This window comes from Altererythrobacter sp. MTPC7, assembly GCF_042851395.1.
In the GTDB taxonomy this organism is placed as follows: domain Bacteria; phylum Pseudomonadota; class Alphaproteobacteria; order Sphingomonadales; family Sphingomonadaceae; genus CAJXSN01.
On the sequence record NZ_BTGS01000004.1, the window covers coordinates 1 to 20,975 of the forward strand.

At 64.0% G+C, this 20,975-nt stretch carries 20 protein-coding genes; 11 read left to right on the forward strand and 9 right to left on the reverse strand.

The annotated features are described in order from the left end of the window. Nucleotides 1-114 precede the first annotated feature (114 nt). On the reverse strand, nucleotides 115-918 hold the full coding sequence (locus ACGHJ7_RS04425) for a metallophosphoesterase family protein (protein WP_390474811.1): 804 nt from the start codon (nucleotides 916-918) through the stop codon (nucleotides 115-117). A gap of 264 nt (nucleotides 919-1,182) precedes the next feature. Here ACGHJ7_RS04425 and ACGHJ7_RS04430 point away from each other — a divergent pair, with 264 nt between their 5' ends. Then, on the forward strand, nucleotides 1,183-1,959 hold the full coding sequence (locus tag ACGHJ7_RS04430; RefSeq protein WP_390474813.1) for a TorF family putative porin: 777 nt from the start codon (nucleotides 1,183-1,185) through the stop codon (nucleotides 1,957-1,959). A gap of 71 nt (nucleotides 1,960-2,030) precedes the next feature. Further along, a complete protein-coding gene (locus tag ACGHJ7_RS04435) occupies nucleotides 2,031-2,468 on the forward strand; it encodes a VOC family protein (RefSeq protein ID WP_390474814.1) in 438 nt (145 codons plus the stop codon). A 39-nt stretch (nucleotides 2,469-2,507) separates the two neighbouring features. Here ACGHJ7_RS04435 and nhaA read toward each other — a convergent pair whose 3' ends face one another. After that, nucleotides 2,508-3,722: a Na+/H+ antiporter NhaA gene (gene nhaA / locus ACGHJ7_RS04440; RefSeq protein ID WP_390474816.1), complete on the reverse strand. Its 1,215-nt coding sequence runs from the start codon at nucleotides 3,720-3,722 to the stop codon at nucleotides 2,508-2,510. 88 nt (nucleotides 3,723-3,810) lie between these two features. On the opposite strand from nhaA, the gene ACGHJ7_RS04445 reads away from it, so the two are divergent. From ACGHJ7_RS04445 to ACGHJ7_RS04465, 5 genes are all read left to right on the forward strand, one after another. Further along, nucleotides 3,811-5,223 carry a glycosyl transferase family protein gene (locus ACGHJ7_RS04445; protein WP_390474818.1) on the forward strand — a complete coding sequence of 471 codons (1,413 nt, stop codon included), beginning with the start codon at nucleotides 3,811-3,813 and terminating at the stop codon, nucleotides 5,221-5,223. A 251-nt stretch (nucleotides 5,224-5,474) separates the two neighbouring features. Then, a complete protein-coding gene (locus ACGHJ7_RS04450) occupies nucleotides 5,475-6,377 on the forward strand; it encodes a hypothetical protein (protein WP_390474820.1) in 903 nt (300 codons plus the stop codon). Between the two features lie 101 nt (nucleotides 6,378-6,478). Then, the gene (locus tag ACGHJ7_RS04455) at nucleotides 6,479-7,393 is read left to right on the forward strand and encodes a sulfite exporter TauE/SafE family protein (RefSeq protein ID WP_390474823.1); all 915 of its coding nucleotides are present in this window, start codon (nucleotides 6,479-6,481) and stop codon (nucleotides 7,391-7,393) included. Continuing rightward, a complete protein-coding gene (locus ACGHJ7_RS04460; protein WP_390474825.1) occupies nucleotides 7,393-8,157 on the forward strand; it encodes a TIGR02186 family protein in 765 nt (254 codons plus the stop codon). Before ACGHJ7_RS04455 ends, ACGHJ7_RS04460 begins: the two co-directional genes overlap by 1 nt. A gap of 77 nt (nucleotides 8,158-8,234) precedes the next feature. Continuing rightward, nucleotides 8,235-9,917 carry an ATP-binding protein gene (locus tag ACGHJ7_RS04465; protein WP_390474827.1) on the forward strand — a complete coding sequence of 561 codons (1,683 nt, stop codon included), beginning with the start codon at nucleotides 8,235-8,237 and terminating at the stop codon, nucleotides 9,915-9,917. A 259-nt stretch (nucleotides 9,918-10,176) separates the two neighbouring features. Here the strand turns inward: ACGHJ7_RS04465 and ACGHJ7_RS04470 are convergent, their stop codons facing one another. After that, nucleotides 10,177-10,914, reverse strand: coding sequence for a 7-carboxy-7-deazaguanine synthase QueE (locus ACGHJ7_RS04470; protein WP_390474829.1), 738 nt, complete (start codon nucleotides 10,912-10,914; stop codon nucleotides 10,177-10,179). A 1-nt stretch (nucleotide 10,915) separates the two neighbouring features. Beyond that, on the reverse strand, nucleotides 10,916-13,687 hold the full coding sequence (locus ACGHJ7_RS04475; RefSeq protein WP_390474831.1) for a valine--tRNA ligase: 2,772 nt from the start codon (nucleotides 13,685-13,687) through the stop codon (nucleotides 10,916-10,918). Between the two features lie 152 nt (nucleotides 13,688-13,839). Between ACGHJ7_RS04475 and ACGHJ7_RS04480 the strand changes: the two genes are divergently transcribed. Genes ACGHJ7_RS04480 through ACGHJ7_RS04495 form a run of 4 tightly spaced genes read left to right on the forward strand, consistent with a single transcriptional unit; the run spans nucleotide 13,840 to nucleotide 17,466 of the window. Beyond that, a complete protein-coding gene (locus tag ACGHJ7_RS04480) occupies nucleotides 13,840-14,952 on the forward strand; it encodes an MlaE family lipid ABC transporter permease subunit (RefSeq protein ID WP_390474833.1) in 1,113 nt (370 codons plus the stop codon). A gap of 26 nt (nucleotides 14,953-14,978) precedes the next feature. After that, complete coding sequence (locus ACGHJ7_RS04485; RefSeq protein ID WP_390475192.1) at nucleotides 14,979-15,794, forward strand: ABC transporter ATP-binding protein; 816 nt, start codon at nucleotides 14,979-14,981, stop codon at nucleotides 15,792-15,794. 59 nt (nucleotides 15,795-15,853) lie between these two features. Beyond that, nucleotides 15,854-16,828 carry an MlaD family protein gene (locus ACGHJ7_RS04490; RefSeq protein WP_390474835.1) on the forward strand — a complete coding sequence of 325 codons (975 nt, stop codon included), beginning with the start codon at nucleotides 15,854-15,856 and terminating at the stop codon, nucleotides 16,826-16,828. 8 nt (nucleotides 16,829-16,836) lie between these two features. Then, complete coding sequence (locus tag ACGHJ7_RS04495) at nucleotides 16,837-17,466, forward strand: ABC-type transport auxiliary lipoprotein family protein (RefSeq protein ID WP_390475194.1); 630 nt, start codon at nucleotides 16,837-16,839, stop codon at nucleotides 17,464-17,466. Nucleotides 17,467-17,511: 45 nt separating this feature from the next. Here ACGHJ7_RS04495 and ACGHJ7_RS04500 read toward each other — a convergent pair whose 3' ends face one another. Genes ACGHJ7_RS04500 through ACGHJ7_RS04520 form a run of 5 tightly spaced genes read right to left on the reverse strand, consistent with a single transcriptional unit; the run spans nucleotide 17,512 to nucleotide 20,738 of the window. After that, the gene (locus ACGHJ7_RS04500) at nucleotides 17,512-18,207 is read right to left on the reverse strand and encodes an ATP12 family chaperone protein (protein ID WP_390474837.1); all 696 of its coding nucleotides are present in this window, start codon (nucleotides 18,205-18,207) and stop codon (nucleotides 17,512-17,514) included. After that, nucleotides 18,204-18,413, reverse strand: a complete 210-nt coding sequence (locus ACGHJ7_RS04505; protein WP_390474839.1) for a hypothetical protein — start codon at nucleotides 18,411-18,413, stop codon at nucleotides 18,204-18,206. Before ACGHJ7_RS04505 ends, ACGHJ7_RS04500 begins: the two co-directional genes overlap by 4 nt. After that, on the reverse strand, nucleotides 18,410-19,087 hold the full coding sequence (locus tag ACGHJ7_RS04510; RefSeq protein WP_390474841.1) for an HAD-IA family hydrolase: 678 nt from the start codon (nucleotides 19,085-19,087) through the stop codon (nucleotides 18,410-18,412). Before ACGHJ7_RS04510 ends, ACGHJ7_RS04505 begins: the two co-directional genes overlap by 4 nt. Then, on the reverse strand, nucleotides 19,084-20,322 hold the full coding sequence (locus tag ACGHJ7_RS04515; protein ID WP_390475196.1) for an RluA family pseudouridine synthase: 1,239 nt from the start codon (nucleotides 20,320-20,322) through the stop codon (nucleotides 19,084-19,086). Before ACGHJ7_RS04515 ends, ACGHJ7_RS04510 begins: the two co-directional genes overlap by 4 nt. Beyond that, nucleotides 20,316-20,738 carry a CrcB family protein gene (locus ACGHJ7_RS04520; protein WP_390474842.1) on the reverse strand — a complete coding sequence of 141 codons (423 nt, stop codon included), beginning with the start codon at nucleotides 20,736-20,738 and terminating at the stop codon, nucleotides 20,316-20,318. Before ACGHJ7_RS04520 ends, ACGHJ7_RS04515 begins: the two co-directional genes overlap by 7 nt. Nucleotides 20,739-20,975: the final 237 nt, after the last annotated feature.

The following is a 20,975-nucleotide window of genomic DNA, read 5'->3' on the forward strand; positions in this document are numbered from 1 at the left end:
TGCGCCCGATACCAGACCGACATAGCCGCTGCCCACCATAGCGATCTTCATTGCCGGGGTCCCTTGCTGGAAGTCTTTCGATTGATCATGACGCGGCCCATTGGCACGCGGATGTTAAGTTAGCGTGTCGCGGTGCTCGATGGAAATCTCGCCATCCTGTTCGACTGCCTGGATATAACGCCGCGTTTCGCCCTCCAGGACGACAGCGGTAAGACGTCCGAACCGGAAGGCGCCCGTATCGATCCCGATCCGGTTGGGACGCTCGTCCACATCCTCGAAAATGGTATGGCCGTGGACAATGATGTGCGGATGCGGTGCGTCATGGGCAAGGAAACGTTCCCTGATCCACAGCAGGTCGCGCCGCTTCTGCTCTTCCAGCGGGACGCCGGGCGTAATGCCGGCATGCACGAACGCAAAGTCGCCCGCGACCACGAATTCCTCGAAGCCCTGCATGAATTTGCGATGCTTCTTGGGGACCAGTTCGTGCAGCCGCTTCTGCAGACTGGAGATCGAGGCGTCGTTATATTCCTTCTTCGGAATACCGTAGCTCAGGATCGTCTCGCGTCCGCCATGTTTTAGGAAATGGCGCAGGACAGCCTTGTCTTCGAAACTCTCAAGGAACATTTCCTCGTGATTGCCGGCCAGTATGCGGACATTGCGTGATTTCTGCCACTGGCGTGCGCCCTCTATGACCTTGCGGCTGTCGGGTCCGCGATCGACCAGGTCGCCCAGCAGGACGACGGTGGTTTCGGCAGGTCCGCTCGCCTTGTCGTCTTCCTCGATGGCTTCGGCGAGCGCTTCGAACAGGTCGTTGCAGCCATGGATGTCACCGATGGCGTACCAGCGCGTCCCTTCGGGGACACTGGCACCCTTCGCGCGTTCGCGGGGGCGGAATAGGGCTTTGAGAGGTTTGATCATGAATTTCGATGCCAGCGCGGTCACGGGCGCTGATAGGCATTGGCGACCTAGAGCGCAAACGCTGTGCAGAGCCTGAACAACGCAGCTGTCACAAAAAAGCAACGGTTCGCCAGCGAGGAGAAAAGCTGTGCACCGAAATCTTGTGCGGCGCAGCAAACCTGTGCACAAAAGCAACGTCTCGAGTGAGAATCACGCACTAATAAACCGCGTGGCCGCTCGTACGCAGGTGGGACGAAGCACAACCCCAAGCTCCAGGAGCGAGTCATGCTTACGTCCATTCGCGGTTTTTCCGCATCGTCCGCAATCGCGGCAACTCTTTTTCTCGCCGCGCCTTCGATGGCGCAGTCCGTCGTCAATCCGGCCGAAGAGGTCGATGAAGGCAGCAGCAGCGGTCTGTCCGTCTCGGCAAATGTCGCGCTGACCAGCGAATACCGGTTCCGCGGCGTCGACCTTTCCGGCGGCGAACTGGCGATCCAGGGCGGCGTCGATGTCGCCCATGACAGCGGCTTCTATGTCGGTACGTGGGCATCCAGCCTCGACGAGCAGACGGTCGGCTACGGCAGCACCGAACTCGACGTCTATGGTGGATGGTCGGGCAACCTGACCGACGGCCTTGCCGCGGATGTCGGTGTGATCGGTTACCTCTATCCCGACGCCGGCCCGGGCGATTTCGATTACATCGAGGTCTACGGCTCGCTCGGCTACACGCTCGGCCCTGCCGAAACGACTGTCGGCATCGCCTATGCGCCCGAGCAGGATTCGCTCGGCGGCGACGACAATTTCTACATCTATGGCGATGTGGGCGTGGGAATCCCGAACACGCCGATCACACTGACCGGCCATCTTGGCTATACCGATGGTTTCCTGACCTTCACCAATGACGGGAAAGCGTTCGACTGGTCGATCGGGGCCGAAGCCGCGATTGCGGGCACCCCGCTGACGGTGGGCGCAGCCTATGTCGGCGCGGAAGGCGACATTCCGGCAGGTGCGTATGATTTCGTCGACGACGCTTTCGTCGTCACGCTGAGCGCCAGCTTCTAAACGAAGCCAGCGATACTTTCCGGATGGGCGGTCTCTTGTGAAAGGGGCCGCCCCTTCTTTATGGCGCTTCCATGGCCAGATTTCTCCACACCATGATCCGCGTCGCCGATCCCGATGCCGCGGTCCAATTCTTCCGGCTGATCGGCCTGGAAGAAACCCGCCGTTCCGATAGCGAGGGCGGACGCTACACGCTGATCTTCATGGCTGCCCCGGGGCAGGAGGGCGTGGCGGAACTGGAGCTGACCTATAACTGGCCGCCGGAAGACGGAAGCGAGCCCGAGGTCTATGACGGTGGCCGCAATTTCGGCCATCTCGCCTACCGGGTGGAGAATATCTACGAGACCTGCCAGCGCCTGATGGATGCGGGCGTCACGATCAACCGTCCGCCGCGCGACGGGCACATGGCCTTCGTCCGCTCGCCCGACGGGATTTCCATCGAACTGCTGCAGGAAGGCTACCTGGATCCCCAGGAGCCGTGGTCCAGCATGGAAAACACCGGCAGCTGGTAAGACCGACCGTATCGCGGCATTCGCTCCGGGGTTTGTCGCCTACGGTTCGACGAACTCGGTCGGCTCTTCGGGATGCGTCGTGGTCAGGCGCAGGACGGTATAGCCCACGATGGCGGAGATGATCGATCCGCCAAGAATGCCGATCTTCGCCTCGTCGATGAACGTCCTGTTCCCGTCGAACGCCAGGCCGCTGATGAACAGCGACATGGTGAAACCGATGCCGCACAGGATGGTGATACCCCAGATTTCCACCCAGTTCGCACCCTCCGGCGCCTTGGCGATCTTCAGCTTCACCGCTGCAAAGATGATGCCGAAAATGCCGATCTGCTTGCCCAGGAAAAGGCCAGCGGCAATCGCGATGGGTAGCGGGGCGAGGATTTCCTCCATGCCCATGCCAGACAGGTTCACGCCTGCATTGGCGAAACCGAAGATCGGAACGACGAGATAGGCGCTCCAGGGGGCGAGGCCGTGCTCCATCTTCTCCAGCATGGAATGCCCGGTCTTGTCGCGCATGGGAATGGTCAGAGCGGCGACAACGCCCGCGATGGTCGCGTGAACGCCCGAGAACAGGACGGCCACCCAGAGAACGAGCGAGACGAGAACGAAGGGCCACATCCGGCTGACGCCGAAGCGGTTCATGGCGACCATTACCCCGAAAACGACCACCGAGATGGCCAGCCACATTACCTTGATATTGGCGGTGTAGAAGGCGGCGATGACCAGAACCGCGCCGATGTCGTCGACGATTGCGACCGTCAGCAGGAACAGGCGAAGCGAGGCCGGCACCCTGCTTCCCAGGAGGCCGAGGACGCCCATTGCAAACGCGATGTCCGTTGCTGCCGGAATGGCCCAGCCGCGCAGGAGCTGCGCGTCGCCGCCGATCAAACCGACATAGACCAGTGCCGGCACGGCCATGCCGGCCGCAGCCGCCATGATCGGCAGGCGCCGCTGTTCGGGCGAAGCCAGCTGTCCGCAGATCAGCTCGCGCTTCACCTCCAGCCCGACGACGAAGAAGAAAATCGCCATCAGGCCGTCATTGATCCACAGGTGCAGATCGTCGAGCTTCGGGATCGGCGTCCAGGACAGCTTGCCGTAGAAAAGCTGTTCATAGGCCCCGGCCAGCGGGGAATTCGCCACCAGCATGGCTGCCGCCGCGACCAGGATCAGGAGAACACCCGCAGAGGCGTCGCTGACGAACAGTGCGCGGACGGGTGCGAAGGCACGGGCGATAGGTTTGCGGATCGGTCTCAACATCGTTGCTGCCTTTTCCGCAAAGTTACCGGCGTTGCAAGGGCGACCTCGTCTGGTTAGCGTCGTTGCGGGATATAAAGGGGGTCGCACTATGGAACTTGCCGGCTACACGGCCGGGCAATGGCTCGTGCTGGTGCAGCACGAGTTGCTGCTGTTCACGGGTCTGATGTTCCTTGCCGGAGCGATCGACGAATGGGCGGTCGACCTCCTCTGGCTATGGAAAAAGGCGACGGGGAAACTCGATACGCCGCGACTTTCCCACGGTTTCGAAAAATCGTCCGACGCGGCTCGCGGTGCCGCAGTCTTCATTCCCGCCTGGGCGGAGGCAGACGTCATCGGCCTGACCATCCGGCACATGCTGGCTGTCTGGCCTCATCCCTCGCTGAGAATTTACGTCGGTTGCTATCCCAACGATCCCGATACGCTGGCCGCGGCGTCGCAGGCCGCCGGGCGCGATCCGCGAGTTCGGCTCGTGCTGACGGAAGAGCCGGGCCCCAGCACGAAGGCATCGTGTCTCAACCGCCTGTACCGCGCGCTGCTGGATGACGAGAGGCGCGGCGCTGCCCCGGCGGCGTGCATCATCCTGCACGATGCCGAAGACATGGTGGACCGGGCCGCGCTTCCTCTTATCCAGGCTGCGATGGGCGGCGCGGATTTCGTGCAACTGCCCGTGCTGCCCGCGCCGCAACCCGTCTCCCGCTGGATCGGCAGTCATTATTGCGAGGAATTTGCCGAGGCACATGCCAAATCGATGCCTGTCCGCGATGCTCTCGGGGCGTCCATTCCCTCGGCAGGCGTGGGATGCGGGATTGACCGCAAATGGCTTGGCCGACTGGCGGCGCAGCGCGGAAATAGCCTACCGTTTGCAGCGGACAGCCTGACGGAGGATTACGAACTCGGTCTGACCCTGCACGAGTTGGGGGCCGAATGCCGTTTCCTGCGCGTACGTTCGGCGAGTGGTCACCTCGTTGCCACGCGCGCCTGCTTTCCCGCCAACCTCTTGGCCGCCGTTCGGCAGAAGACGCGGTGGGTCAACGGTATCGCCCTGCATGGCTGGGACCGCACGGGCTGGGGACGTTCCCCGTCGGAGATCTGGATGCGCGTTCGGGATCGCCGGGGGCCGATGACGGCTTTCGTGACCGCGCTGGCATATCTCCTTTTGATCCTGGTAGCGGCAGGCCAGATGGCGGCATGGGCCGGTTATGGAGAGCCGTTGCAACTGACCCCGGTGCTGCGATGGCTCCTGCTGGTAAACGCGGCGGCGCTTGCGTGGCGTGCGGTGTTCCGGTTCGCGTTTACCGCGCGCGAATATGGTGTGCTGGAAGGGATGAGGGCGGTGGGCCGCATTCCTTTATCAAATATCATCGCGATCATGGCAGGCCGGCGGGCATGTTTTGCATACTGGCGCGCTCTTCGCGGCGCAGGGGTCGTGTGGGACAAGACGGACCATGCCGGGCACCCCAGCATGGATGACGAAGGCCGCTTCGCACGAGGCGCAGCATGAGGACTGCGGCCTCGGCGCGCAGCGGTCGTCCATTGATGGCGCTGGCGGTCCTGCTGTGTCTGTGGACTGCCGTGAGGGCGTCTCTCTGGCAGTCCCCGTTCCCTGTCTCCTTGCCCGACCTGCCTGTGCGCGGCCTGGACCTTCCGGACCTGATCGCGGCGAAATCCCCTGTTTCCACTTCCGCGAGAAAAGTTGAAGTCTTTGCCGAAAGCGCCGCTGAGCCTTTCCGTTTCGCGACGGCAGGAGACGTGTTGGGGGGTTGGCAAGCGGATGGATTGGCCGGTTCTGACAGTGATTACGTGGCCGAAGCGGATCGAGGCGGGCTGAGCAACGCGTTGCTCGCGGCATCCGCGAACCATCAGATCCTGTTTGCAGCCGGGCTTTCCCGGATTCCTTCGACTACGGACCTGCTGGGCATGCTGGCGAGCCGGAAAGAAGCACGCGCGTGGATTCCTGCCGCAGATCTTCGGTCGGCTGCAACGCGGAAGCGCTGGAGCCTGGACGGATGGGCCCTGTGGCGCGGAAATTCGGCGAGCGAGACGACAATAGCCGGTCCGCGTCCCAGCTACGGCGCCAGCCAGGTGGGGGCCGTCCTGCGTTACAGACTAGCCTCTGCCAGTGACCATGAACCCGCCGCTTTCCTTCGCGCGACTCGTGCGCTTTTCGCCGAAGGCGAGACCGAATTGGCCGCCGGGCTGAGTGCGAAGCCCGCCGCGCGATTGCCCTTGAGGGCACATGCCGAAATCCGCACGACTGTTCGCGCAAGAAGCACGGAAATCCGTCCCGCGGTCTTCCTGACCACCCAGATTGCGCCCATCAGGCTACCGGGGAAGATGAAGGCCACGCTCTATGCCCAGGGTGGGTATGTCGGAGGCGACTTCGCAACGCCGTTCGCCGATGGACAGGCAAGGGTCGATCGTTCGGTCGCTCGTTTCGACCTGGGGAAGGTCAGCGCCGGCGAAGTGAGGATCGGTGCAGGCGCATGGGGAGGCGCCCAGAAAGGGGCGGCGCGGCTCGACGTCGGTCCTTCCGCGACGATAACGCTCGATAGCGCTCCCGTGCCTGCCAGCCTTTCGCTGGACTACAGGGTACGGGTGGCAGGGGATGCAGAGCCGGGTTCAGGTCTCGCGGTCACGCTTGCGACCAGCTTCTGATCGACGGCTGGTCGGGCAGGAATGCCGAACGAATTACCCGGATACGAAGGCGTGAACGCTTCCCACCGCATCATGGCTAAGCTAGTCACGTCGCTGAGCTCATGGATGTCTACCTCCCTATCGCCAATCTCTCGGTCGACGGCATTGTCATCGTCGCGCTTGGCGCGCTGACGGGGATATTGTCGGGCCTGTTCGGTGTTGGCGGAGGCTTCCTGACGACGCCGCTGCTGATCTTCTACGGCATCCCGCCAACGGTCGCCGCGGCCTCCGCCGCCACACAGGTCACCGGCGCCAGCGTTTCGGGCGTTCTTGCCCATGCGCGGCATGACGGAGTGGATTACCGGATGGGCGCGGTCCTTGTCGGGGGCGGTATCCTGGGCGCGGTCTTCGGCGCGCTCCTGTTCCGCTTCTTCCAGTCGGTCGGACAGATCGATGTCGTCATCAACGTGCTCTACGTCCTCATGCTTGGCACGATCGGCGGGCTGATGCTGCGGGAATCGCTCGAATCGATCGTCGCCAGAAGGCAGGGGCAGAAGCCTGTCGCCCGCCGCCGCCGCCACCACCCGCTGGTTGCAGCCTTGCCCTATCGCTGGCGGTTCTATCGCTCGGGCCTGTACATCTCGCCACTAGCGCCGCTTATCCTCGGGACGCTCATCGGCATCCTGACAATGCTGATGGGTGTGGGAGGCGGTTTCATGCTGGTCCCTGCCATGCTCTACATTCTGGGGATGAGCGGGCAGGTCGTCGTGGGCACCAGCCTCTACAACATCCTGTTCGTAACCATCGCCACCACCATGATCCACGCGCTGACGACCAAGGCGGTCGACCTGGTGCTGGCCGCATTGCTGCTGCTGGGATCGGTGCTGGGCGCGCAGTTCGGGACGCGCATCGCCTTTCGCCTGAAACCGGACCTGCTGCGCGTCGTCCTGTCGACCATCGTGCTGCTCGTTGCGCTGCGGATGCTCTACGGGCTGGGCGTGCAGCCGGACGAGATCTATTCCGTGGTGCCGCTATAATGCGCTTGCTGGCGATCATACTCGCGGTTCTTGCCTTCGCCGCCCCTGCCTCGGCGCAGCGCGACCCGATCCTGGTCCCCGAAGTGTCGCAGGACGAGGTACAGGTACGGCAGGGGTTCACCGGGACCGAATTGCTGCTGTTCGGCGCGGTGCTCGACCCTTCCGGCATGCGGGCGGCACGCGATTACGATATCGTGGTCGTCCTGAAAGGGCCGTCCTTCCCCATCCGGGTGCGCGAGAAAGAGCAGATCGGCGGTATCTGGATCAATGCGGAGGACACCGCATTCCGCTCCGCACCGAGCTATTTCGCAGTGGCATCCTCGTCGCCCATCGGTTCCATCGTGGACGAGCGAACGGCCGCCATCTTCGAATTCGGAACGGACTTCATCCAGCTTTCGCCTACCGGCGTCATCGACCCGGCAGAACAGATGCGTTTCCGCGACGGGCTGGTCGACCTGCGCACGCGGCAGGGCCTGTTCAGCCAGGACAGCGGCGGCGTCGAGGTGCGCGAGGGCGTGCTTTACCAGGCGAGGATCGACCTGCCCTCGAGCGTGCAGACCGGCATCTATACCGCGGAAACCTTCGCAGTGACCGACGGCCGCGTCGTTGCCTCGGCGGTCGCCCGGGTAGAGGTTCGCAAGGTCGGCTTCGAGCGGCTGGTCGAGACATTCTCCCAGGCTCAGCCTTTCTTCTACGGTCTGGTGGCCATCTTCCTGTCGGTCGGAATGGGCTGGCTGGCCGGGCGACTGTTCTCGAACAGCTAGGGCCGGATTGCCTTCGTTGACGCAATCTTAACCCTGAACGTCATAGCTCGTCCTGCACATTACTACGGGGCGCAAAGATGACGGACATGGCCAGACACGAGTTCGCAAGCGACGACACGGCCGCACATTCTGGCGGGGAAGCTGCACCTTCTCCCGGCAATGCGATGCAGCCGATCGGTGTCGTTCTGGAAATTGCCGGTTCCGGCTCGCAGATCGCGCTCGATCTCCAGCGGCTCAACGAATGCATGGCGGACGACGATCCGTCCATCGCGCTGGCCGGACAGGTCGGCAGCCAGATCAAGATCCGCGTCGGTAACAGCTGGCTGCTGGCCAGCGTCCGCAACCAGCGACAGGACCGGCGGCAGGGCGGCGGCGTCCTCGCCAACATCGATTTCCTGGGCGAAGGGCTGGAGGAGAAGCTGACCGGCCGCATCCATTCGTTCCGGCGCGGCGTCACGCGGTATCCCGTCCCGGGCGCGCTGATCTATCCCGCGACGACCGCCGATCTTCGCCAGATCTACGCCAGCGATGGCCGTTCCAACATCCAGATCGGCACGGTCTATCCGACCAAGGACATTCGCGCGGGCATCTATATCGACGCCATGCTGGGCAAGCACTTCGCTCTGCTCGGGTCGACCGGTACCGGCAAGTCGACCAGTGCCGCGCTGATCCTGCACCGCATCTGCGAAGCCGCGCCGCAAGGTCATGTCCTGATGATCGACCCGCACGGCGAATATTCCGCTGCGTTCAAGAATACGGGCGTCATCCTCGACGTGTCGAACCTGCAGATGCCGTACTGGCTGCTGAATTTCGAGGAACACTGCGAAGTGCTCCTGACGAGCCAGGGCAACGAACGACAGGTCGATGCCGATATCTTGGCGAAATGCCTGCTGAAGGCGCGGTACAAGAACCGCCTGGCCGAACAGATGGGCAAGATTACCGTCGATTCGCCGATCCCCTATCTCCTGTCCGATCTCTCAGCCGCGATCGCGGACGAAATGGGCAAGCTGGACAAGGCCACCGACACCGCGCCATTCATGCGCCTGCGGACCAAGCTGGACGAACTTAAAAGCGATCCGCGTTACCAGTTCATGTTCTCCGGCATGCTGGTCGGCGACACGATGGCCGAATTCATTTCCAGGATTTTCCGCATGCCCGGCGATGGCAAGCCGATCGCGATCATCGACGTTTCAGGCGTTCCGTCCGACATCACCTCGACCGTGGTCGCGGTGCTCAGCCGGCTGGTGTTCGACTTCGCCATCTGGGGCCGCGAGGAACAGACCCGGCCCATCCTGCTGGTGTGCGAGGAAGCCCATCGTTACGTGCCGAACGAGGCCAATGCCGATGGCTCCAGTGTCGGCAACATCCTGTCGCGCATCGCGAAGGAGGGCCGGAAATACGGAATCTCGCTGGGCCTCATTACCCAGCGTCCCTCCGACCTTGCCGAAGGGGTCCTGTCGCAGTGCGGCACGATCATCTCGATGCGTCTGAACAACGACCGGGACCAGGCCTTCGTGAAAGCCGCCATGCCGGAAGGCGCGCGTGGTTTCCTCGATTCCATTCCGGCGCTCCGCAACCGCGAATGCATCATCTGCGGTGAAGGCGTTGCGATTCCGATCCGCGTGGCTTTCGACAATCTGGAGGAATCCAAGCGACCCGCTTCGGAAGATCCCAGCTTCGTCGAGCTCTGGCGCGACCGGGGCGAGGGCGAAGAGGCCGTGCGCCGCGTCGTCAATCGCTGGCGTTCGCAGGGAAGTTGACCTTGTCTTGACCCTGCGGGCGGGCACGTCCGTGCCCCTTGCTTCCTCGCTCATGCGCCCTAACGGGCACATCGCTGTGGACGCGCGGTCGAGCTTGCGGGCCCTTGCTGCCCCGAATGATTGCAGGCCATCGGACCAACGCTCTGTTCCGACGTGCGACCAGCGCGCCGCGAGGGCGACCGCCCGCCCCGAGATGCTCGGCGCGAAGCGTCGAAACGGCATCGAGGACGAACCGACGGAGGTCGGTTCGACAGATAAACTAAGTGCCGCGTGTGTCGCCGAACAGGTGAATGTGCAGTCGATCGCTCAGCCGGTATCCGTGCTTCAGGCATAGCGGCACGAGCCATTCTTCCCGCTCGCGCAGGGTGCGGCTGTCCGTGCCTTCCGGCATCAGGAAGATGCGTCCCGGCGGAATGGCATGGGCACGCTGGAGGGCTGCCACCTCGACCAGGTCGTCCGGCTGCGCGATCACGAACTTGAAGAAAGCGCGCGGGTCCAGCGCATAGGCATCCAGCCGCTCGGCAATCAGGGCAAGTTCAGCCGGGTTGCCGGAATGGGCCAGCTTGGGGCTAACATTGTACTGGTCGATATGGATGTCGAGCCGGGCAGGGGCGGCGATCGTGCCGTTCGTTTCGATCTCGAACGTCATGTCCGGCAGCGATTCGGCCAGCCCGGCCAGTGCCGGGGCCTGCAGCAACGGTTCGCCGCCGGTAACGACCAGTCGTTTCTGACCGAGTGCCATGATCCGTTCGGCCACCTCTGCGATGGCCAGCGTCCGCTGGTTGGCCTTCCGATCGAACACCCTGCCATCGCGGTGCGGCCTCCCGTCGCCTTCGAAATGCCAGGTATAGGCCGTGTCGCACCATTTGCAGGCGAGGTTGCAGCGCGACAGGCGCATGAACGCGACAGGCATGCCTGCGCTGGGCCCTTCGCCCTGCACGCTGGCGAAGATTTCCGGCCTGCCATCATCGTCGGTGGCAAGGACTAGCTGCGGCATCTCACCCCAGCCGCGCCAGTGCGGCGGTCAGGCGCTGGACCTCGCCCGCGTGATGGGCATGGTCGGCGCGCGCTTTCTCGACCGCCTCCGGTTTCGCGCGGTCGACGAAGTTTGGATTGCCCAGCCGCTTGTCGAGGCTGGCAACTTCCTTTTCGCTCGCTTCCAGCGCCTTGGCGATGCGGGCCTTTTCCGCGTCGATGTCGATGACGCCTTCCAACGGTACGGTCAGGACATCGCTGCCGGCGGTCACCTGCATGGCCGGACCGTCGGGGGCGGGGCCGGCGGTGACGGGCACCAGGCGGGCCAGCCGTTCGATGGCGGCGCTGCTGCGCTCCAGCACGCCTGCCGCAGTTTCGGTAGGATTGTCGATGAAGGCGGGCAGTTTCGTGCCCGGCGAAATGCCCAGTTCGTTCTTCGCGCTGCGAACGGCCGTGGTCAGGTCGATCACCCAGTCGATGGCATCGGTCGCCTGTTTGCTGACGCTGGCGTTCGGCTCGGGCCACTTGGCGGTAATCAGCGGATAATCTGCGCGGTCGCGGCCGTTGACCTCGCCCTGTTTCGACCACAGCTCTTCGGTGATAAAGGGCATGAAGGGGTGCAGCATGACCAGGATCTGGTCCAGCGCCCAACCGGCGACGGCGCGCGTTTCGGTGGCTGCATCTTCGCTTGCACCTTCTGCGAACACGGGCTTGATCAGTTCCAGGTACCAGTCGCAGAACCGGTCCCATACGAAGTGGTAGATCGTGTTGGCAGCGGCATCGAAGCGCAGGTCCGCCATGGCCTCGTCCAGCTTGCGGACGGTTTCGGAAACCTCACCGATGATCCACTGGTTGGCGGCAAGCCGGGCCTGCGGAGCCTCCAGCGTGTCGCTCGCACCGATGCCGTTGGACTGGCAGAAGCGGGTGGCGTTCCACAATTTCGTCGCGAAGTTGCGGTAGCCCTCGACCCGCTTGTCATCCATCTTGATGTCGCGGCCCTGGCTTTCCATCGCCGCCATGAAGAAGCGCAGCGCGTCGGCACCATACTGGTCGATCAGGCCCAGCGGGTCGACGACATTGCCCTTGGACTTGCTCATCTTCGAGCCGTCTGCCGCACGCACCAGTCCATGCAGGTAGAGGCGCGGCCATGGTGCCTGCCCGGTGTTGTAATTGCCCATCATCATCATGCGGGCATCCCAGAAGAACAGGATGTCGAAGCCGGAGACGAGCAGGCTGTTGGGATAGTGCTTTTCGGCAAGCGCGGTCTTCTCCGGCCAGCCGAGCGTGGCGGAGGGCCACAGCGCGCTGGAGAACCACGTGTCGAGCACGTCGGAGTCCTGCGTAAGAGCGACGCCTTCGCCGGCCTGAGCCTGCGCGTCGGCTTCGGACAACGCGACATAAACTTCGCCATCGTCGCCATACCAGGCCGGGATCCGGTGCCCCCACCAAAGCTGGCGGCTGACGCACCACGGCTGGATGTTCTCCATCCAGTTGAAGAACGTCTTCTCCCAAGTCTTGGGGACGATCTCGACCTCGTCCGATTTCACCTGCGCGATCGGTTTCTCAGCGAGCTTCGCGGCATCGACATACCACTGGTCGGTCAGCCAGGGTTCGATCACCACGCCGCCGCGGTCGCCGAAGGGCGTCGCGATCTGGCGCGGCTCGGCGTCGAGTTCGACGTCTTCGCCCTTCTTCGTCTTCGCCTTGTGCGGGATGAGGTGGCCGCTTTCCTTCAGGCGCTTGACCACCAGTTCGCGGGCGCCCCCCTCACTATTGGCGCCTTCGCCGGCAATTTTCTCGGCGCGGAAACGGTGCAGGCCGATGAATTCGTCCGGCACCAGACCGTCGGCGGTCTGGCAGACATTGGCCTCGCTATCGAGCATGTTCAGCATGTCGGCAGGCGCGATACCGGCGCGCTTGCCGACCTCGAAATCGTTGAAATCGTGCCCCGGCGTGATCTTCACCGCGCCGCTGCCGAGTTCGGGATCGGCGTGTTCGTCCGCCACGATGGGCACGCGGCGGCCGGTAATGGGCAGGATCACGTGCTTGCCCACCACGCTGGCATAGCGTTCGTCTGTCGGATGCACGGCCACCGCCATGTCGGCCAGCATCGTCTCGGGCCGAGTGGTCGCGACCTCTATGTAATCGCGCCCATCTGCCAGCGTGACGCCGTCTTCCAGCGGATAGCGCAAGTGCCAGAAACTGCCGGCAATCGTCTGCGTCTCGACTTCCAGGTCGGATATCGCGGTCTTCAGCTTGGGGTCCCAGTTCACCAGCCGCTTGTCGCGGTAGATGAGCCCGTCATTATAGAGATCGACGAAGGTCTTCAGCACCGCGTTCGAGAAGTGCTCGTCCATGGTGAACTGTTCGCGCGACCAGTCCATCGAACAGCCCAGGCGGCGCAGCTGGCGCGTGATCGTGCCGCCGCTTTCCTCCTTCCATTCCCAGACTTTCTTCACGAAGTCTTCGCGGCTGTAATTCGTGCGCTTGTCCCCTTTGGCCTCCAGCTGGCGCTCGACCACCATTTGCGTGGCGATGCCGGCATGGTCGGTCCCCACGACCCACAGCGCGTCCTTGCCCCGCATCCGTTCGTAACGGATCACGATGTCCTGCAACGTATTATCGAGCGCATGGCCGATATGGAGCGAGCCGGTTACGTTCGGCGGAGGATTGACGATCGTATAGGGTTCCGCGTCCGGGCGGTCCGGGCGGAAGAGGCCGTTTTCTTCCCAATGGGAATACCAGCGCGCCTCGATGGACGCGGGATCGAACGTGGTGGGCAGGGATGATGTCATGTGTGTCGGGCTCGCTGATGCTCGCTGTCGGGACCGGAACCGGAATTGGATGGCGCGGCTTTGCCAGCGCCCGATAACGGGTGCAAGCACAACGGTTTTCTGTGCCAATTCCCCTTGTGGCAGCGAGAGAATGGAAGCATAGATTCCCGAAGATGCGGGAATGGGCACAACTTCAGGTCGATACGGGCGATGACGGGGCGCAGCGCGTGGCCGTATCGGGCCCGCTGACGATTTCCTCCATCGCCCTGATCGACAGCCAGTTCCGCGCTCTGGAAGGCGACGTCGCCTCCATCGACCTGTCGGGCGTGACCGATATGGACACGATCGGTGCCTGGACCGTGCACCGCGCGTGCAAGCGGCTGGGAACGGAAATCATCGGCCCCAGCGACAAGGCAAGCAATCTCATCGAAACGGTGGCTTCCGCCGCCAGCGACGCCCCCATGGCGCCAGAACGCCTGCCGGTGGTGGAGCGGGTGCTGGTCGAAGTGGGCGACAAGACGCGCAATGCGTGGGCCGGCACGAAGTCGGTCGTCGGGTTCCTTGGCGTGGTCCTTATCGCGATGAAAGACATTCTTCGCCACCCCAGCCGTTTCCGCACGAAAGCGGTGGTGCACCAGCTGGAACTGGTGGGCGTATCCTCGCTCCCCATCATCGGGCTGATGAGCTTCCTGATCGGTATCGTCGTCGCCCAGCAGGGCGCCGCTCAGCTCGCCCAGTTCGGGGCGGAAACGCTGACGATCAACCTGACGGGCCGTCTCGCCACCCGCGAGCTAGGTGTGCTGATGACCGCCATTATGGTCGCGGGCCGCTCGGGCAGCGCGTTTGCCGCGCAGATCGGCACAATGAACCTGACCGAAGAAATCGACGCCATGCGCACCATCGGGGTCGATCCGGTCGAAGCGCTGGTGATCCCGCGTATCCTGGCCGCCGTGTTCATGATGCTGCTGCTGGGCTTCTTCTCGATCGTCCTGGTGATCGTGGGCGGTGCGACCATCTCCTCCGTGACGCTGGGCATCCCGTTCTTCACCTTCCTCGAGAGAATCCAGGAAGTCGTGCCGACCTACGATCTGTGGGTCGCGCTGATCAAGGCTCCGGTCTTCGGCCTGATCGTGGCGATGGCAGGCTGTTACCAGGGCATGCAGGTCGAAGGGAATTCGGAAGAAGTCGGCACCCGCACGACCAAGGCGGTGGTGCAGGCGATCTTCGCAGTCATCGTGCTCGATGCGTTCTTCGCCGTCTTCTTCACCGAGCTGGGCTGGGCGTGATGTCGGACGAACGCAGCATCGAGGAAATGGACGAAGCCGCCCTCGACGTCATTCCCGAGCTTTACCAGGGCGAACATCCCATCGTCGTCGAAGGGCTGGTGAACCAGTTCGGCGACTTCCGCATCCACGACGAGCTGGACCTGAAGGTCAATCGCGGTGAAATCCTTGGCGTCGTCGGGGGATCGGGCACGGGCAAGTCTGTCCTTATGCGCTCGATAATCGGGTTGCAGACCCCGCGCGCCGGGCGGATCGAGGTGCTGGGGACGGATGTCACCGCCGCAGAGGACGACGAGGATATCGATATCCGCAGCCGCTGGGGCGTCCTGTTCCAGAGCGGGGCGCTGTTCAGCACGCTGACGGTGGGCGAGAATGTCGAGGTTCCTCTGAAGCAGTTCTATCCCGAATTGCGGCCCGAACTTCGCAAGCAGATCGCCCGCTACAAGGTGCTTCTGTCGGGCCTGCCGGAAGAAGCCACCAGCAAATATCCTAGCGAACTGTCCGGCGGGATGAAGAAACGCGCCGGGCTTGCCCGGGCACTGGCGCTCGACCCGCAGCTCCTGTTCCTGGACGAGCCTACGGCCGGCCTCGATCCCGTCGGTGCAGCAAAGTTCGACCGGTTGACGCGCGAACTGGCCGATACGCTTGGCCTGACGGTGTTCCTCATCACCCACGACCTTGATACGCTGCACGCCATATGCGACCGGGTCGCCGTGCTGGCGGACAAGAAAGTGATCGCGGTGGACTCGATCCCCAATCTGATCGCGCTCGACCATCCGTGGATCCAGGAATATTTCAACGGACCGCGTGGCCGGGCAGCTGCCGGCGGGTACGAGAAATCGTGACTAACATCATGAAACAGCACAATTGCCAGACCGGCGAGGGACGGGCATAGCGGGGAACGATGGAAACGCGGGCAAATCATCTGTGGGTCGGGGCGGTTACCTTGCTGCTCCTCGCCGCGCTCGCTGCCGGGATCGTCTGGCTCGCGCGGCTGAACGAAACCAGCCGGCAGGAATATGAAATCCTGTTCGAACAGTCGGTCGAGGGTCTCGCCAGGGGCTCAACCGTGACCTATGCCGGCGTGCCTGTGGGACAGGTACGGGACATCTATCTCGAACCGGCCTCCGACGACCGCAGGGACCGTGTGGGCGTCCTGATCGAGATCAACGAGAGCGTGCGGATCTTCTCCGACACGGCGGCCACGCTCAGGGCCAGCCTGACGGGCGTATCGACCATCCAGCTCGAACGCCTGACGCGTGAGGAAGCGCGCGATGCCGGGGTTACGGCGATCTATGTCCTGAACCCGGAAGAGAGCGAGGAACCGCCGCAGATCATCGCCCGAGAAGGCGGTATCGGAGCGATCCTGGCCAGCGTGCCCGACATCCTCGACAAGACGGAAACTACGGTGGAGCGGCTGAACCAGTTGCTGGCGGTGGAGAACCAGGACCGGATCATGGGCCTGGTCGACAATACCAGCCGCCTGTCCAACAACCTTGCCGACAGCGCGCCGGAACTGCAACGCACCCTGCGCCAGATGCAGGGCACGCTGCGAGAGGCGGAAGGCGCGCTCGCCCAGTTCGAGAATACGCTGGCTTCGGCGGACAGCCTGCTGGGGCAGGAAGGCACCGCGCTGGCGCAGGACCTGCGCACGACGCTTGGCAGCGCGAGAACGGCAGCGGACAGCCTGTCGTCCACGCTGGAACAGGCCAATCCCGCGATCGAGCAACTCAACAGCTCTACCTTGCCGGCAGCCAACGCCACCTTGCGCGATCTCCAGTCGACCAGCCGCGCCCTGCGCCAGGTGACCGAACGGATCGAAAGCGAAGGCGCGACCAGCATCATCGGATCGCCCAAATTGCCGGATTACGAACCGTGAGAGTGACCATGACATCCACCCAGACGCAGCAGCAACGTGGTTTGCGCTCGGCAGTATGCGGCTCGCGCGCCCTTCTTGCGGGACTCGCCGCCCTGTCGCTCTCGGGCTGCATCAGCATTGGCGGGGAAGCGCCGGAAATGCTGCTGACCCTGACGCCGCAAAGCACGCTTGCCGCGGGCCCCGGCCCCAGCGGGCAGGCGGCCAGCGCTCTCCTGATCGAGGAACCCGATGCCGAGCAGCGCATCGCGGTTACCCGCGTGCCCGTGCAGGTCGATGGCTCCAGCGTCGCCTATCTGACCGGTGCGGAATGGGTGGAGCGGCCTGCCCGGCTGTTCCGCCGCCTGCTGGCGGAAACCGTGCGCGCACGCTCGGGCAGGCTGGTGATGGAGCGCGACGATTCCTCCGTTGTCCCGGGCGAAACGCTGCGCGGAACGCTGCGCCAGTTCGGATATGATGCCGCTGGCCGCAGTGTCACCGTTACCTTCGACGCAGTGCGCCGGACCCGGGACGGCACGCTGCAGACCCGCCGCTTCACCGCGACGGAGCAGAATGTGGAGCCGGAAGGCATTGTCGCCGGGGCGGCGCTCAACCGTTCTGCGAACCGGGTGGCACAAGAGGTGGCGGACTGGATCGGCTGACGTAAGCTGGACCGGTTCCTGCGAACAGGGCGGGGCTTGTCGCCCTTATGCCTTCAGGAGTTCGAGGAAGCGGAAGGCGGTCAGGAACGCCTGTTTCTTTTCCTCGCGCACTGCCTCTGCCTCTGCATCGCGGCCCCAGATTTCCGCCTGCATGTCTTCTTCAAGATTGGCTGCATGCCACAGCGCGGCCGGATCGGCCCCGTCCTCCAGAGCAGTCAGCGCCACGCACAGCGATGCGGCCAGCGAGGCGAGCGTGAGGGTGGCGGCTAGCGTAAATGGGTCCAGTTCATCGAGCCGGCGGCGCAGCGCCGCCATCGTCGCATCAGGCTGGCGGGCATGGACGATGCCGGCCACGCGTTCGAATGCGATATTTTCTCTCGATTCAAGCGCCGTGACCAACGGTTCCCAGATTGTATCCTGCCGCCGGGCCAGCGCTTCGCCCGGTGCGGCGCGATAGCAGAGCGTATCTGTCTCGGCGAAAGCCAGCGATTTCGAGACGGCATCTTCCTCTCCGCTCGCCACGCGGTCGATCGAGTAATCCGTCAGATCGCGAAGGGGGAAACTGCGAGGGTCGATTTCCTCACCCTGTGCGGACCATTCCGCTGCCATTGCTTCTGCCAGCGCCCGGCTGGGGACGATCTGCGGCTTCAGGGCCTGCGTCTTGACGGCTCGCCCGTCGAGCGTGACCTGCCAGCCGCCTCCGGCCCGCAGCACATCCGTTTCGCGCCAGAAACGCTTCATGAATCCATTTTCTTCCACTGACGCGTCAGGACCCACGGCAGGGCGAAGAATTCGGCAGCGCCGAGGACCACCAGCGCATACCCGATCAATGGTTCGTCGATCAGGCGCCCCGATACGATCGTGACGCCGAGCAACACCATGACGACCGCGATCACGCGGATGCCGGTCAGTTGGAAATGGCGGCGGCGGGCTTCGTCCTCGGTCACTTCCCCGCTCCGCAAATCAGTCGGTACAATTGACCGGCGTCCCCCGCGATGTCCGACGCGCCAGCGTCCAGCAGAGTGGCGGTGTCGTGATAGCCCCAGGATACGCCTATGGCCCGTACATCGGCCGCGCAGGCCATCTCCATGTCATAGAGGGTGTCGCCGATCATTACCGTGTTTTCCGACTCGGCAAGCGTTTCCTCCATGGCCGTGCGCAGCATGGTGGGATCGGGCTTGGACGGATGCCCGTCTGCGGTCTGCAGGCTGTCGAAGCTGTCTGTCAGGCCGTGCGTCTGAAGACAGTGCTTCAGACCGCGCCGGGACTTGCCGGTCGCGACCGCCAGGCTCCAGCCCTCGGCCCTGAGCCGCTCCACCAGTTCGGCGATGCCTGCAAAAAGCGGCTCCGCCACTTCGCCGCGTTCGCGCGCTTCGCGGAAAGACGTCTTGTAGCTTTCGACGATGTCCGCGACTTTGCTCTCGGCCAGGCTGGGCGCAAGATGGCGCACGGCATGGGGCAGGCTCAGCCCGACGATCTGGCGGATGCTCTGGCGGGAAGGCGGGGCGATTCCGGCGGCTCCGAAGGCGGTTTCCATCGCATCGCAGACAGGGGCCTGCCCGTCGACCAGTGTACCGTCGCAATCGAACACGGCGAGGCGGACGGGCGCATCGCTGCTCACCGCTTGCGACCTTTCGGACCCGCGCCGGGCTTGCCGCCCGCTTTCGCCGGTCTGCCGCCGCTCTTCTTGCCGAGTTTTCGCTGGGGTGCCGCTTTGCCCGTATCCTTGCCGGTTCTGCGGGCACGGCGTTCGCCGCGCTGGCTCTTGCGGTACTGCTTGGCATGGGCCTTGGCGGCCTGCTTCTTCTCTGCCGGGGTGCGTTCCGTGATGTCTTCGCGCAGAGGGGCTGCATCGCTCAGCGCGATGTCGAAGCCCAGCTGCTCCATCGTGGCGGCAAAATGTTCCGGCAGGTCGGCCGTCACATCCAGCTTTCCGCCGCGTCCGCCCTTCTGTCCGCCGCTGCCCTGTCCCGGCTCGGAAATGATCAGGCGGCGCGCATGGAGATGCATCTTGCGGCTGACGCTGCCGGTCAGGAAAGCATCCTGCCCGCCATACTTGCCGTCGCCCACGATGGGATGGCCCATGGCCGCCATGTGGACGCGCAGCTGGTGCGTGCGGCCCGTCAGCGGTTCCAGTTCGACCCAGCACGCCTTGTTGCCGGCCTTCTCCACGACGCGGTACCGGGTCTTGGCAGGCTGGCCGTTTTCCTCGTCCACATGCATCTTCTCGCCGCCGGTGCCCGGCTGCTTTGCCAGTGGCGCGTCGATCTCGCCCTCTTTGAGTTCCGGCACGCCGACGACCAGAGCCCAGTAGACCTTCTTCGCGCTGCGGCCCGAAAACCGCTTGGAATAACTCGCCGCCGCACCCGGTGTGCGGGCGATCAGCAGGACGCCGCTGGTATCCTTGTCCAGCCGGTGGACCAGGCGGGGGCGGATGTCGTCGTCTTCGGGCGCAAAGGCATCCAGCAGGCCGTCCACGTGCCGCGTCGTCTTGCTGCCGCCCTGCGTCGCCAGGCCGGGCGGCTTGTTAAGGACGATGGCGGTCTTCGTCTCACGGATGACCATCGCTTTAGCCTGCTCGATGTCGGCGGCGGAGAGGGGGCGTTTCTCGCGCGGCTTGCGGCCTGTATCCTCGCCACCCGGGGGGACGCGCAGGACTTGCCCGGCGGTCAGGCGGTCGTCGGGTTTCGCCCGCGCTCCATCAACACGGACCTGTCCGGTGCGGGCCCAGCGCGACACGGTGTTGAAGCCGACCTGCGGCAGGTTGCGCTTGAACCAACGGTCGAGACGGATGCCGTCATCGTCTTCGCCAACGGTGAACTGGCGGACCTGGTCGGAGGATTTGCTGGTCACGATACGGCCCTCATCACGGTCAACCCGAACAGCAGGCCGCTGATGCCGAGCGAGAAGGACAGAACGGCATATAGCCCCGCAATAGCGAACTGTCCGCGCTCTATCAGCAGGACCATTTCCAGGCTGAAAGCGCTGAAAGTGGTGAAGCCGCCCAGCAATCCAACGCCCAGCAGAAGGCGCAAATTCTCGGCATTCGTCCCGCCGGCGCCTGCCCCGCTGCGGGCCAGCCAGCCTGCAAGCAGGCCCATCGCCACGCTGCCGGCGGCGTTCACCGCCAGCGTCGCCCACGGGAACACGCCCATCGCCTGCGGACCGAGCGCGCCGGTCATCCAGCGCCCCGTCATGTAACGAAGGACAGCACCCGCCGCCCCGCCAAGGGCGACGTGCAGGGTTGCGGCAAGGGTGGGAAGGGTCGACATTTGTGCAACGGCCCTTAACGTCTGTGCGGCCTGCTGGCCATGGAATTTCGCGCCACATGCCAGCGGGAAGGGAGGCTGAGGTCTCTAGGCCGAAATTCCTGCACCCTTGCCCCCGCACCCTGTTTTGGGTATAGAGCGCCGTGTTGTGTGCCGGTCCGTACGCGGATTCGGCGCTTTTCTATTTGAATTTGCGGCAAATCCCGCGCTGCACGCGGGCTCTGGCCGATGGCTTGGAAG